The organism is Xanthomonas euvesicatoria (genome assembly GCF_013112235.1).
GTDB classification, from domain to species: Bacteria; Pseudomonadota; Gammaproteobacteria; order Xanthomonadales; family Xanthomonadaceae; genus Xanthomonas; species Xanthomonas euvesicatoria.
In genome coordinates this window covers 173942-187862 of sequence record NZ_JABFFS010000001.1, presented here as the reverse complement: position 1 = coordinate 187862, position 13921 = coordinate 173942, and the positions used below count along the sequence as shown (strand labels likewise).

General features: G+C 67.0%; 8 protein-coding genes and 1 pseudogene. 8 read left to right on the top strand and 1 reads right to left on the bottom strand.

Annotation, left to right across the window (positions count from 1 at the left end; genetic code table 11):
- The first annotated feature begins 73 nt into the window (after positions 1-73).
- From lptF to HLH45_RS00645, 3 genes are read left to right on the top strand one after another with little or no spacing between them, the layout of a single operon-like run.
- On the top strand, positions 74-1156 hold the full coding sequence (lptF, locus tag HLH45_RS00655) for an LPS export ABC transporter permease LptF (RefSeq protein ID WP_008571793.1): 1083 nt from the start codon (positions 74-76) through the stop codon (positions 1154-1156).
- Entirely contained in the window at positions 1153-2259 is a 1107-nt protein-coding gene (gene lptG, locus HLH45_RS00650) for an LPS export ABC transporter permease LptG (RefSeq protein ID WP_008571792.1), read from the top strand. The genes lptF and lptG overlap by 4 nt, the downstream gene beginning before the upstream one ends.
- Before the next feature lie 4 nt (positions 2260-2263).
- Positions 2264-2563, top strand: a complete 300-nt coding sequence (locus HLH45_RS00645; RefSeq protein WP_008571790.1) for a hypothetical protein — start codon at positions 2264-2266, stop codon at positions 2561-2563.
- A gap of 117 nt (positions 2564-2680) precedes the next feature.
- On the opposite strand, the gene HLH45_RS00640 is transcribed toward HLH45_RS00645, so the two are convergent.
- Positions 2681-3148: an RDD family protein gene (locus HLH45_RS00640; protein WP_008571789.1), complete on the bottom strand. Its 468-nt coding sequence runs from the start codon at positions 3146-3148 to the stop codon at positions 2681-2683.
- 355 nt (positions 3149-3503) lie between these two features.
- Between HLH45_RS00640 and xerD the strand changes: the two genes are divergently transcribed.
- The 5 genes and pseudogenes from xerD to HLH45_RS00620 all read left to right on the top strand — a co-directional run bounded on the left by xerD (position 3504) and on the right by HLH45_RS00620 (position 13899).
- Positions 3504-4475, top strand: a complete 972-nt coding sequence (xerD, locus tag HLH45_RS00635; RefSeq protein ID WP_031424373.1) for a site-specific tyrosine recombinase XerD — start codon at positions 3504-3506, stop codon at positions 4473-4475.
- Positions 4476-4493: 18 nt separating this feature from the next.
- Positions 4494-4729 (top strand): annotated as a pseudogene (locus tag HLH45_RS21970) (hypothetical protein); the annotation flags it as partial.
- A 224-nt stretch (positions 4730-4953) separates the two neighbouring features.
- Entirely contained in the window at positions 4954-5751 is a 798-nt protein-coding gene (locus HLH45_RS00630; RefSeq protein ID WP_008571787.1) for a DsbC family protein, read from the top strand.
- A gap of 304 nt (positions 5752-6055) precedes the next feature.
- A complete protein-coding gene (purL, locus tag HLH45_RS00625; RefSeq protein ID WP_008571786.1) occupies positions 6056-10102 on the top strand; it encodes a phosphoribosylformylglycinamidine synthase in 4047 nt (1348 codons plus the stop codon).
- A gap of 647 nt (positions 10103-10749) precedes the next feature.
- Positions 10750-13899: a YadA-like family protein gene (locus HLH45_RS00620; RefSeq protein ID WP_033478557.1), complete on the top strand. Its 3150-nt coding sequence runs from the start codon at positions 10750-10752 to the stop codon at positions 13897-13899.
- Positions 13900-13921 lie beyond the last annotated feature (22 nt).

Genomic DNA, 13921 nt, shown 5'->3' with positions numbered 1-13921 from the left:
GGGCTGTTTACGCCAACCGGACTAGGCTGGCGGCGCCGCGAACGAATCCGAGAGTTTAAAACAAGCCCACCCCATGCCGAAGCTCGATCGATACCTGCTTAGCGATTTCACCCAGAGCTTCCTGGCCACCTTGATCGTGCTGCTGGTCGTCAGCGTCGGCGGCGTGCTGGTGGATATCCTCGGCAATATCGCCGACGGCCGCATCCCGGCGCGCTTGCTGCTGTCGCAGGTAGGGCTGCAATTCGTGGCGTATCTGCCCATCATCCTGCCGCTGGCCTTGATGCTGGGCCTGCTGCTGGCACTGGCGCGGCTGTACCGCGATTCAGAAATGGCCGTCATTACCGCCATTGGCGTGGGCCCCAGGCGCATGCTGCGGCCGATGCTGATGCTGGTGGTGCCGGTGGTGGTGGTCATCGGGTTGTGCTCGCTGTGGCTGGGCCCCTGGGCGAGCCGTACCGCCGAGGCGATGCTGGAAGATGCCAACCGCAGCGTGCTGATGGCCGGCCTGGAGTCGGGCCAGTTCACGCCGTTGTCCGGCGGCGGGGTGGTCTACCTGCAAACGATCTCTGCCGACGGCAAGGGCCTGGGCAAGGTCTTCATGCAGCGCCAGCAGAACGACCGCATCGATGTGGTCACCGCCGACCGCGGCGCGATGTTCTTCGAAGGCAAGACCGACCGTTACCTGCGCCTGGACGATGGCTACCGCACCGAGGGCCCGGCGAGCGGCGCGACCCTGGACTACCGCTTGATGAAGTTCGCCAGCAGCGATATCGCCCTGCCAGACCGCACCCGCGTGCACGATGCCAACGACCCTGAAGTGATGTGGACCACCCAGCTGCTGTCCGACGAGCGCCCTGCCGCGCGCGCCCAGCTGCATGAGCGCCTGGCGCCGCCGTTGCTGGCGCTGGCGTTTGCCTTGCTCACCTTGCCGTTGTCGCGCAGTGCGCCGCGGCAACAGCGTTATGGCCGGATCATGCTGGCGTTTCTGGCCTACATGGTGGGCACCAATCTGATGATCGTCGGCACCCAGTGGATCGCCAATGGCAAGACTCCGGCGGCGCTGGGCCTGTGGTGGTTGACGCTGCCGCTGCTGGCCGTGGCGGTGTGGGCGTATGCGCGCGATGGCCGCGTGCGTCGGCCGGGGGCGCGCGCATGAAGCTGACGCCGCGGGTCCACGATTGGTATGTCGGTCGCGTGGTGCTGTTCACCGTGCTGCTGACCTGGGCGGTGCTGCTGGGGCTGGATCTGGTCAACGCCTTCGCCAGCGAAGCCAAGAACATCGGGCAGGGCAGCTACACCTTCGGGCACGCGGTGGCTTACGTGGCCTACACCGTGCCGCGCCGGGCCTATACCTTGTTCCCGACTGCCGCGGTGATTGGCGCGCTGATGGGCCTGGGCCAGTTGGCCGCCACCTCCGAGCTGACGGCGCTGCGCGCGCTGGGCGTGTCGCGCAAGCGCATGTCCGCATCGGTCGTCGCAGCGATGGCGCTGCTGACCGCCAGCATGGTGATCAGTGGCGAAACCATCGGGCCGTGGGCACAGAATCAGGCCGACACGCTCAAGGCCAGTGCCCGCTTCAACAGCGATATGGCGTCTTCGCGCTACGCCGGGCTGTGGGCACGCGAGGGCGACACCTTCCTCAATGCATTGAGCGGTGAAGAGAAGCTGCTCGATGGCGGTGGCACCGCACTCGATCTACACGATGTGCGGCTCTACCACCTTGATCCCAGTGGCAGGATGCAGCAGTTGACCTACGCCTCGGTGGCCGAACACCGCGACGGCCGCTGGACCCTGCGTCAGGTCCGTCGCGACACCTTCCAGGAACGCTCGGTGCAGCGCGAAACCTTTCCCGAATTGCCGTGGCAGTCGCAACTGAATCCTGCCGCGCTGGCCGCTGGCCTGGCCAAGCCGCGCAATCTTTCTGCGCACGATCTGGAGCAGAGCATCGAATACCGTCGCCGCAATGGATTGGACGCGCGCGATTACGAAGATCAGTACTGGAGCCGGTGGTTCTATCCGCTCAACGTGCTGGCGCTGTGCATGGCGGCAATCCCGTTCTCGTTCGGCTCGCTGCGCAGCGGTGGCCTGGGCAAGCGCCTGTTCCTGGGCATCCTGTTCGCGCTGGGTTTCTGGCTGCTGCAGCTGTTCTTCGGCCGCATGGCCGGCGCGCTCAAGCTGGATTACCGCATTGCCTATGCGCTGCCGCCCATGGTGATGCTGGGTGTGTCGGCGTGGTTGTTCCGCAGGCGTAGTAGCTGAGCGCATGCGGCGGGTAAGCGTGTTGGGTGTGGCGCTCTGCCTGCTGCATCTGGCGGCGGCTGCTTTTTGCGTGTGGGGAGCGCTCAGCGCTCAGGGCGATCCCAAGGGCCACTTCGTTCTGCTGCAATTGCCGTTGACGCCTCAGCTGATCGCACTGGATGCTCTCCACGCGGATGCCTGGTTGACCAACATGCCTTGGGCGACAAGTTATGCGTTGTTGGTTCCGCCATTTCTGGCAGTGCTGTATGCAGTTGGGCATGCGTTTCAGTGGCTGATTGCTCGCGCCTTCTTGGCCGCCAAATAAGCCGCAGCCTGGCTTGGTCACTGCCGCCGGCCCCATCCCACTCCAGGTGCAAGTCGCATGCATGGAACATGCCGGAGCCTCTGGATATGGGGGTGATGGACTGCCGACCTGACCTGATTACTTCAATGGCCTGGCAATCCGTTCCAGCCGTGTGTGACTCGCACGGTCGTGCCAGGTCAGCCGGTCGCGATCCAGCCACGCCCACCAGAACCCCAGCCCGCCCAGCGCCAGCGACAAGGTGCCGACGGCATAGCGGATCCATAGCGCACGCCATGACACCCGTGGGTCGATCAAGCGCAGCCGCCAGGGGCGCATGCCCAGCGTCTGCCCGCCGCGGCGCCAACTCACGGTGGCGTAGATACCTGCGGCGATCCAGCAGCACAGCCACAACAGCCATTGCCAGCCGCTGAAAGGCGCGATGTTTTCGCGCGCGGGGTGCCCGGCGAGCGTAAAGCCCAGCGTGAACACGGTGGAGATCAGCATCGACAGCGCCAGCACCGGCCAGGCGTCGTAGCACAACGCCAGCAGCCGCCAGCCCACCAGGGCAGGGGGGCGCGCAATGCGAGGCGAAGGGATCGAGGTCATGGCGCGAGCATAACGGTCGCCAAGCACGGCGCAACGCCGCGCTGCAGTAGCCGCGCTCTGGTGCCTGCGCGCGCTGACGCACGCCACGCATCGAACGGCGATCAACCGCATCCTGGCGCGACGGCTGGTGCGCAGACGCGGCGTGTTCAATCGGGCGCATGCCCATGCCGGGACCTACCGGCCATGGCGGCGCTGGCGTCGCGATCCGGGTCGCCTTTGCGCCTGCGGCCGACGCGTGCTGATCAGGCAGAACAATGACGCGCACATCTACCGCCCCGCGCGCGCAGGCAACACACCTACCGGCAACCCACGCGCATCGGCGCTCAAAACGCGCGCCGCGTTTTATGCTGTGGCGATGTCTGCCAGCAGTCCCGCCGAACGCCGCCAACTTGCCCGCCAGCTGCCACCGGTGCAGGCGGCCGATGCCAGCGTGATCGAGCGTTTCCTCGACCGGTTCTGGGCCGAGCAAGGCGTGGCGCGGCAGACCCTGGAGAGTTATCGGCGCGACCTGGAAGGGCTGGCGCGTTGGCGCGACGGCGCACATGGTGGCTTGCTCGGCATCGACCGTGCCGCCCTGTTCGACTATCTGCGCTGGCGTACCCAGGCCAATTATTCCCCGCGCAGCACGGCGCGGCTGTTGTCGACCTTGCGTGCGTTCTACGGGCTGTGCCTGCGCGATGGCGTGCGCAGCGACGACCCCACCACCCTGATCGATCCGCCGCAACTGCCACGCTCGCTGCCCAAGGCCTTGACCGAAAGTCAGATCGAGGCCTTGCTGGCCGCGCCGGACGTTGACACCCCGGCAGGCCTGCGCGATCGCGCCATGCTGGAGTTGATGTACGCCGCGGGCCTGCGTGTGAGCGAGCTGGTCAACCTGCCGGCAGTGGGGGTGAACCTGCGCCAGGGCGTGCTGCGGGTGACCGGCAAGGGCAGCAAGGACCGGCTGGTGCCGCTGGGCGAGGAGTCCCAGCATTGGCTGGAGCGTTACCTGCGCGAGGCGCGCCCGCTGCTGGCGGCGAACACGCCGGTGGCGGCGGTGGACGGGCAGGTGCCGTTGTTCATCGACGCCGCGCGTCAGCCGCTCAGCCGACAGCAGTTCTGGGCGTTGGTCAAACGCTATGCGGCGGTCGCGGGTATCGACCCGGACACGGTCAGCCCGCACGGGCTGCGCCACAGCTTTGCCACCCATCTGCTCAACCATGGCGCCGACCTGCGCGCATTGCAGATGCTGCTGGGCCACAGCTCGTTGTCGACCACCCAGATCTACACGCTGGTGGCGCGCCAGCATCTGCAGAAACTGCACGCCAGCCATCATCCGCGCGGTTAGTCGGCCCAGCGCCCCGCCATGCGCATGCGTGCCGGCGATGCACCTGTCGCGGTTGCGGCAGAACTGCCAACAGGTCATCGCCGCGCTGGCGGCCGCACCAACATCGCCAGCCGACGTTGCTGGGTGGCTCGCCAGACACGCTCGGCGGCTCCGGCGGCGTTGCTGGTCAGGCTGGCATCGGCTGGCGTGACTTCCTGGTTGTCATACCTCGAGCTGACGCTCAGCGCCGGACGTCACGCGGCGGTGCACTCCAGGAAACAATCAGAGCGGGGACGACGCTTACGGGCACCTTCAAGGCGCCTTGCGACGGCGAAAGTGCCCAGCCCGCCGCCAGACCCGGCAAACCACGCTCCGCACTGCGTCTGTCCAGCAGGTGCAGCAACGGGTGCCTGCAGCGTTCACAAACTGTCGCGGCCGCGGCCAGGCTTCATCTGCGCTGTGCGAGAATCTGGGCACCTCATTCCATCTGGATGCGTGAATGTATCGTCTTGCCATCGCCGCGCTGCTGGGCGCGATCAGCCTTACCGCCTGCGCACAATCCTCGCAGCCTGCGGCAAGCACTGCCGGCGCCAAGCCCGCCGCCGCGCCCGCCGCCACCGGCACGGTGGACCAGCGCGTGAGCACGGCGCTCAAGGCACTGGACCCGGATTTCAAGCCCGATTACATCGGTGCTGCGCCGTTCCCCGGCTTCCGCGAAGTGGTCGTCGGTGGGCAGGTGCTATACGTCAGCGACGACGGCCGTTACCTGATCCAGGCGCAGCCATTCGACATCCAGAACAAGCAGTTCGCCGCCAGCCCGGGCTTGCTGGCCTACCGCCGCAAGCAGCTTGACACCGTGCCCAAGGCCGACCGCATCGTGTTCGCCCCGGCCAACCCGAAGTACACCGTCACCGTCTTCACCGATGTGGAATGCGGTTACTGCCGCAAGTTGCATAGCGAGATCGGCGAGCTCAACAAGCAGGGCATCGCGGTGGAATACCTCGCGTTCCCGCGCATGGGCCTGGGCAGCCAGGACCACAAGGAAATGATTGCGGTGTGGTGCGCTGCCGATCGCAAGCAGGCGCTCACCGCTGCCAAGTCGGGTCAGCCGGTCGCCTCCAAGGACTGCAAGAACCCGGTGTCGATGGAATACAACCTGGGCCAGCGCCTGGGCGTCAACGGAACGCCGGCGATCTTCGCGCCCGACGGCACCCAGCTCGGTGGCTACCTGCCGCCGGCGCAGTTGCGTGAGGCGCTGGAAAAGCGTGCCGTGAGCACGGCAGGCGGCAGCCGCTGAGGCCGTCTCGGCTCTGATCATCGTGGCGTCGCCGATGGCGACGTTGCGGTGGTCGCTTGCGCAATGACAAGGGCCCAGGTGCGACCGCATCCGGGCCTTTGCCGTTTCTGAGGGGTGGCCGCCATCTGGCCGCCTCCTTCATGCTGGCCGGCGCCACTCTCTGGCACGGAAGCGGCGACAACGCTCCCGCCCGACGATTCCCCATTCCCGATTCCCGATTCCCGGCCATCGCACGCCCGGTCCGGCGTCGATCCATCAGCTCCGTTACAATCTGCAGCCCCGTTTCTGACACGGTTCCCCGGACATGATGGTCCTCGAGGGCGCTTCCGCCCTTTCGCCGTTCCGCCGCGCTCGGCTCGAAACCCGCCTGCAAACCCTCGTTCCCGCGCTGCGTCTCACTGGCGCCTGGCACGTGTACTTCATCCGTGCCGAGGCCGGGCAGTCGCCCGACCAGGCCACCTTGCAGCGGATCCTGCAGGCCAACGCCGCGCCCGCCGCGCGCGATGCCGATGCCTCCTCGCGCTACGTGGTGCCGCGCCTGGGCACCTTGTCGCCGTGGTCGAGCAAGGCCACCGAGCTGGTGCGCGGGGCCGGGCAGCCGATCCAGCGCGTGGAGCGCGGCACCCGCATCGACCTGGCCGGCTGGCCGGACGACGCAGCCGCCCAGGCCGCCGTGGCCAAACTGCTGCACGACCCGATGACGCAATCGCTGCTCGGGTCGGCCGCTGCCGCCGAAGCGCTGTTCAACGTGCCCGACCCGGGCCAGTTGCAGCGCGTGCCGCTGGATGGGCTGGAGCAGGCCAACCGCGACCTGGGCCTGGCGCTGGCGCAGGACGAGATCGACTACCTGCGCGAACGTTTCGGCGCGCTGGGCCGCGACCCGGCCGACGTCGAACTGATGATGTTCGCCCAGGCCAACTCCGAGCATTGCCGGCACAAGATCTTCAATGCCAGCTGGACCATCGACGGCAAGCCGCAGGAGCGCTCGCTGTTCCGGATGATCAAGCACACCCATCAGCAGACCCCGCAGCACACCTTGTCGGCCTATAGCGACAACGCGGCGGTGGTGGAAGGCGTGCCGGCCGCGCGCTATCGCCCGGATCCGGCCACCGGCCAATACCGCAGCGAAGCGGTGCTGCCGTCGGCGTTTGCGATCAAGGTGGAAACGCATAACCACCCGACCGCGATCGCACCGTTCCCCGGCGCGGCCACCGGTGCCGGCGGCGAAATTCGCGACGAAGGCGCCACCGGGCGTGGCGGCAAGCCCAAGGCCGGGCTGACCGGGTTTTCGGTCTCGCACCTGCGCATTCCGACCCTGCCGCAGCCGTGGGAAGCGCCGCGCGCGCTGAACCCGCGCATGGCGCCGGCGCTGGACATCATGCTCGACGGCCCGCTGGGCGGCGCCGCGTTCAACAACGAATTCGGTCGCCCGAACCTGCTCGGCTATTTCCGCAGCTTCGAGCTGGCCGAAGGCCAGGGCCTGACCCGCGCCTACGACAAGCCGATCATGCTGGCCGGTGGCCTGGGCGCGATCGATCGCAACCAGGTGGAAAAGCTGCGCCTGCAGCCGGGCGATGCGGTGATCGTGCTCGGCGGCCCGGCGATGCTGATCGGCCTGGGCGGCGGTGCGGCCAGTTCGGTGGCGGCCGGCGACAGCGCCGAGGCGCTGGATTTTGCCAGTGTGCAACGCGAAAACCCGGAGATGGAACGCCGCTGCCAGGAGGTCATCGACCGCTGCGTGGCGCTGGGCGTGGATAACCCGATCCGCTGGTTCCACGACGTGGGCGCAGGTGGTTTGTCCAACGCCATTCCCGAACTGCTGCACGATTCGGGGGTGGGCGGCATCATCGACCTGGGCCGCGTGCTCACCGACGACCCGTCGCTGTCGCCGCTGGAACTGTGGTGCAACGAATCGCAGGAACGCTACGTGCTCGGCGTGCCGCAGGCGCGCCTGGAAGAGTTCGCCGCCATCTGCGCCCGCGAACGCTGCCCGTTTGCCGCCGTCGGTGTGGCCACGGAAGAGGAGCGGCTGGTGGTGGGCTATGGCGTCCTGGACGCCGGGAATCGGGAATCGGGAGTCGGGAGTCGTAACGGCACGCTTGTGGCTGCCGACACCGCTTCACACCATTCCCCATTCCCGACTCGCGATTCCCAGCTCCCGATCGATCTGCCCATGGACGTGCTCTTCGGCAAGGCGCCGAAGATGCATCGCGATGCCGCGCATCCGGCCGCTCCCAGGTGGCCGGTGCTGCAGACCGCGTCGCTGGACCTGCAGCAGGCCGGTTTGCGCGTGCTGGCGCATCCCACCGTGGCGTCCAAGAGCTTTCTGGTCACCATCGGCGACCGCAGCGTGGGCGGGCTGACCGCACGCGAGCAGATGATCGGCCCGTGGCAGCTGCCGCTGGCCGATTGCGCGATCACACTCGCCGGTTTCGACACCTTCGAAGGCGAAGCGATGTCGATCGGCGAACGCACGCCGCTGGCGCTGTTGAATGCCGCCGCATCCGCGCGCATGGCCGTGGGCGAAGCCATCACCAACCTGTGCGCGGCACCGGTGCAGCGGCTGGACAGCATCAAGCTCTCGGCGAACTGGATGGCCGCCGCCGGCCACAGCGGCGAAGACGCGTTGCTGTACGACGCGGTGCGCGCCATCGGCATGGAGTTGTGCCCGGCGCTGGAGCTGAGCATTCCGGTGGGCAAGGATTCGCTGTCGATGCAGTCGCAGTGGCAGGTCGGGAATGGAGAGTCGGGAATCGGGAATGGTGAAACGCCAGAGCCCTCCGCTTTCACCATTCCCGATTCTCCATTCCCTATTCCAGGTGGAACGCTGAAAAGCGTTTCGCCGGTCTCGTTGATCATCAGTGCGTTCGCGCCGGTGACCGATGTGCGCACGCAGCTGACCCCGTTGCTGCGCAGCGGGGAAGACAGCGAGCTGTGGTTGATCGGGCTGGGGGGCGGCAAGCAGCGGCTGGGCGGGTCGGTGCTGGCGCAGGTCTATGCCGACGACACTGCGCTGCCGGCATTCGGTGGCGAGGTGCCGGATCTGGACGATGCGCAGCGTCTGCGCAGTTTCTTCGAGTTGATCCGCGACGCGCGCGAGGCCGGGCTGTTGCTGGCGTACCACGACCGCAGCGATGGCGGTGCGTTTGCGGCGCTGTGCGAGATGGCGTTCGCCTCGCGGCAGGGCCTGGACATCACCCTCGATGCCTGGGGCGACGATGCGTTCCGCAGCCTGTTCAACGAAGAACTGGGTGCGGTGGTGCAGATCGCCAGCGAGGACCGCGCCGCGTTCGCCGATCTGGTCGAGCGGCATGCGCTGACCGAGTGCGCGCAGCGCATCGCACGCCCCACCGGCGCGCCGCGCATCCGCGTGAGCGGGCAGGGCCGCGTGCTGGCCGAGTGGCGCTGGGAAGAGTTGTTCGACGCCTGGTGGTCGGTGACCCATGCGATGCAGAAGCTGCGCGACAACCCGGACAGCGCCGATGAGGAGCGCGCGCTGGCACGCGATTTCAAGGCGCCAGGCCTGCGTCCGAAGCTGGTGTTCGACCCTTCCGACGATGTGGCGGCGCCGTTCGTGGCTACCGGTACGCGGCCCAAGGTGGCGATCCTGCGCGAGCAGGGCGTCAACGGGCAGATCGAGATGGCCTACAACTTCGAGCGCGCCGGTTTCCGTCCCTACGACGTGCACATGAGCGACCTGATCGAGGGCCGCGTGAACCTGGGCGAGTTCGTGGGCTTTGCGGCGTGCGGCGGTTTCAGCTACGGCGACGTGCTGGGCGCCGGCCGCGGCTGGGCGACATCCATCCTGGAACGCTCGGCGTTGCGCGATGCGTTCGCCGCGTTCTTTGCACGCAGCGATACGTTCGCGCTGGGTGTGTGCAACGGGTGCCAGATGCTCAGCCAGCTCAAGGACATCATTCCCGGTGCCGAGCATTGGCCGCGCTTTTTGCGCAATCGCAGCGAGCAGTTCGAGGCGCGCACCGCGCTGCTGGAAGTGGTGGAGTCGCCCTCGATCTTCCTGCGCGGCATGGCGGGCTCGCGGATTCCGGTGGCGGTGGCGCACGGCGAAGGCCGCGCAGCGTTCGATAGCGCCGTGGACCAGGCCGCTGCACGCGTGGCGCTGCGTTACATCGATGGCGATGGTGGGGTGGCCTCGCAGTATCCGCTCAATCCGAACGGTTCCCCTGACGGCATCACCGGGCTGACCAGCAGCGACGGCCGCGTCACCATCCTGATGCCGCACCCGGAGCGCACGCCACGCAGCGCAAACCTCAGCTGGCACCCGGCCGACTGGGGCGACGACTCGCCGTGGCTGCGGATGTTCCGCAACGCGCGGGTGTGGTGCGGTTGATGCCGTGCGGCTGATCGGCAGCCGCTGACGCATGATCCGACGGCCGTGTGCAGCGATGCACACGGCCGTTGTCGTTTTGGCAGGCGCGCTGAATCTGCAATTGGAATCGGTTGCAGGCTCGTCGCGCGCTGCCGCTACCACTCCATTGCGCGGTGCCCATTGCAAACCCATGCGTGGTTGCCGGCCTCGCCAGCATCGGGCACACGCGACCGGTGGCGCGTGTGGCGCGCTCGAATCAGGCGATGGAGCGGCTCGATGACGATGGTCGCGCGATTACCCACATGCGCCTCGGAATTGTTTCGAGACTATTTTTGTGGTGGCAGCGAAGATGGGACTAAATAATTAATCGGCACCTGGTCATTTTGAAATAACTAACAAAAGTATTAGTTATTTATTTCGCATGACTGATTGCGTGCTATGTGTGACGGCAATCGCATTTGAAAGTTGGTTTTTTCAATAAATTCATCCGGCGTTATCGATCTTTCGATCTCCGCATCTTCTTATTTACTGTGTTGAATCTTTCGCGGTGGAAAACTCCATCGCTGAAGCAAGTGCGCGCGAATATAAAACCTCAGGGGGACCGTGCGATCTGTTCGTGCGGTGGTCGGTTTTTTACACACCAGACCAAAATGGGGAGTTAGGCGTTAATGAAGCGAATTTATCTGGAGGCTGGTCGCGCGTCTTGTGCTCACGACCAAACGGTGACGCGTGCTCGCACGGTGGGAAATACGCAGGGGAGACTGCCGCGCGACCATGCCGGCGGAGTGCTGGCCACGGCAATGGTGATCGTGTTGTTCGGCATGGCCGGGGCGGCCTGCGCCACGACCACGCCGGCGGCAGCGACCACGCAGTGCCAGGTGATCGATGGCAGGCGACAGTGCCCGGGCGAGGCGGGCACGGTGGCTCAGGTCGCTACTGCAGGAGCCAACGACAGCGCCACGCAAGTGGCAGCAATATCCGCCGCCGATGCGCAGATCCCGGCATTCGCGGACGGCGAGGATGCGCTGGCATTGGGCAATGCGAGCAATGCGCTGGGCGATGGAACCATGGCATTGGGCGGTGGAAGCCTGGCCTTGGACCGCGACGCGACCGCGATCGGTCATAACGCTGCGGCCGCGGGAGAATCGGCGATTGCGGTTGGCGGCGTGACGACCGTGTTTGATTACGATGCCAACGGCTTCGTCATCGGCCAACGCGAACAGGCCACGCAGGCCTCAGGTGTGGGCGCCACGGCTGTGGGCGGTGGTGCGGTAGCGGGCACGCCGTATGCCAGCGCCATCGGCAGCGGCGCCAGCGCCAGTGGCGTGCAGAGCACGGCGCTGGGGTATCGCGCACAGACTTCCAGCGACGGTGCCACCGCCGTGGGCGGGCTTTCCAGCGCCAGTGGCTTTCTTTCCACTGCCGGCGGTTATTCCTCGCGCGCCAGCGCAGACACCTCGACCGCATTCGGTTACAGGGCGCGAAGCGACGGTGCCAGTAGCGTCGCAGTTGGCGACACCGCATTGGCCAGCGGAGCACAGAGCGTTGTCGTGGGCGGCGTCAGCAACTTCGGCTCGATTACCGCAGCGACCGGTCTTGGCGGCATTGCGCTGGGCTCGGGTGCGCAAAGCCAATCCGATTATGCGATTGCCATTGGCTACGATTCCAACGTGTTTCCGAATGCGCCCGGCAATACCGATGCGGTAGCGATCGGGCACAGCGCCGGGTCGTTCGCACCACGCACCGTGTCATTGGGCGGCTTTGCCCTGGCGTCCGGCGATGGCGGCATCTCGATCGGACATGGCAGCACCGCTTACAACGAAAATAGCGTGGCGTTAGGCGCGCGTGCGATGACCTCGCAGTTCAATGGCGACAGCACCGTCATTGGTGCGGACGCGCAGGCCAACGGCGTGGATGCCGTGGCGATCGGTTACGGCGCGAAGGTGGGATCCTGGGTCGACGATGCCTGGAATCGTTCGGCATCCAGCGCGGTTGCGCTGGGTGCGCACTCCTATGCGTTTCGCAGCAATACGGTGTCGGTCGGCGATGTGCAAGCCGGCTTGACGCGCCAGATCACCAGCGTTGCAGCCGGTACCGAAGCCACCGATGCGGTGAATGTGGCCCAGCTCGATACGGTGCGCGCCGCCACGTCACGCATTGATGGCTATCTGGCAGTGACGCCGGCCACCACGGACGCAGCGGCGGCATCTGCGCAGGGACAGGGCGCCATGGCACTGGGTGGCGCAAGCAGCGCGCTTGGCGCATCTGCCACCGCGGTGGGCTTCAATGCCTCCAGCGTTGGCCAGGGCAGTGCTGCGTTGGGTAGCCGTGCGGTTGCTGCCGGCGAGCGCAGCGTAGCGATTGCCTCCGGCAGCCGTGCCGCGGCCACCGGCGCCAGCGCGATAGGGGCGGACAGCAGCGCCAGCGGCGTGAACAGCACCGCGATGGGCCGGCAGACCAATTCCGTCGGCGAAAACGGCGTTGCGCTGGGCTACAACGCCTTCGTCCGCGAAAGCGGCAGCAATGCCGTGGCACTGGGCGCGAATGCTGGCGCCAGCGGTGCCGATTCGGTGGCTCTGGGCTCGGGCTCGCGCACCTACGATGCCAATACGGTGTCGGTGGGCAGCGGCAATGGCCGCGGCGGCCCGGCCACGCGCCGTATCGTCAATGTGGGTGCGGGCACGATTGCCAGTGCCAGCACCGATGCAATCAATGGCGGCCAGTTGTTCCAGTCGTTGAGCAATGCGGCCAGCTTCCTCGGCGGCGGTGCGGCGATCGGTGCGCAAGGCGTATTTGTTGCGCCGACCTACGTGATCCAGGGGGCCAGCTACAACAACGTCGGTGCGGCACTGACGGCGTTGGACAGCAAGGTCAGCGAGCTGGATGCACGCAGTGGCAGCACGCCGACCAGCACCGCCGCACGCACCGCATCGCTGCGCACCGCAACGGTACCGGCAGTGGCGGCGACTGCGGTCAGCGATATGTCCAGCAATGTCGCCAGCACTGCGGGCAATGCAACGGCCGCGGTGCAGGGCACGCCCACCGCCGCAGTGGACGGCAGCATCACGCCGGCGGCCACGTCCACGGCAGTGGGCACGGCAGCAGTGGCCAACCACGTCACCGGCACGGCCATTGGCGGCAGCGCGTATGCGCATGGCCCCAACGACACCGCCATCGGCAGCAATGCCCGCGTCAATGCCGACGGCAGTACGGCGGTGGGTGCCAATACGCAGATCGCGGCGGTGGCGACCAATGCCGTGGCGATGGGCGAAGGCGCGCAGGTGACGGCCGCGTCGGGCACGGCGATCGGCCAGGGCGCCCGTGCCACGGCACAAGGCGCCGTCGCACTGGGCCAGGGCTCGGTTGCCGACCGTGCCAACACGGTGTCGGTGGGCAGCGTGGGCGGCGAGCGTCAGGTGGCCAATGTGGCGGCCGGTACGCGTGCCACCGATGCGGTCAACAAGGGCCAGTTGGACAGCGGCGTTGCCGCCGCCAACAGCTACACCGACAGCCGCTACAACGCGATGGCCGACAGCTTCGAAAGCTACCAGGGCGATATCGAAGACCGCCTGCGCCGGCAGAACCGTCGCCTGGATCGCCAGGGCGCGATGAGCTCGGCGATGTTGAACATGTCCGCCAGCGTGGCCGGTATCGCCTCGCAGAACCGCATCGGTGCCGGCGTCGGTTTCCAGAACGGCGAGTCGGCGTTGTCGGTGGGCTACCAGCGGGCGATCAGCCCGCGCGCCACCCTCACCGTGGGCGGCGCACTCAGCGGCGATGACCGATCGGTTGGGCTGGGCGCCGGTTTCGGCTGGTAGCCGCAGCACGGCCACGCGGTCG

Excerpts from the sequence above, each read along its gene's own strand:
- lptF (WP_008571793.1), top strand. The coding sequence starts at position 74 with ATGCCGAAGCTCGATCGATACCTGCTTAGCGATTTCACCCAGAGCTTC.
- lptG (WP_008571792.1), top strand. The coding sequence starts at position 1,153 with ATGAAGCTGACGCCGCGGGTCCACGATTGGTATGTCGGTCGCGTGGTG.
- HLH45_RS00645 (WP_008571790.1), top strand. The coding sequence starts at position 2,264 with ATGCGGCGGGTAAGCGTGTTGGGTGTGGCGCTCTGCCTGCTGCATCTG.
- HLH45_RS00640 (WP_008571789.1), bottom strand. The coding sequence starts at position 3,148 with ATGACCTCGATCCCTTCGCCTCGCATTGCGCGCCCCCCTGCCCTGGTG.
- xerD (WP_031424373.1), top strand. The coding sequence starts at position 3,504 with ATGTCTGCCAGCAGTCCCGCCGAACGCCGCCAACTTGCCCGCCAGCTG.
- HLH45_RS00630 (WP_008571787.1), top strand. The coding sequence starts at position 4,954 with ATGTATCGTCTTGCCATCGCCGCGCTGCTGGGCGCGATCAGCCTTACC.
- purL (WP_008571786.1), top strand. The coding sequence starts at position 6,056 with ATGATGGTCCTCGAGGGCGCTTCCGCCCTTTCGCCGTTCCGCCGCGCT.
- HLH45_RS00620 (WP_033478557.1), top strand. The coding sequence starts at position 10,750 with ATGAAGCGAATTTATCTGGAGGCTGGTCGCGCGTCTTGTGCTCACGAC.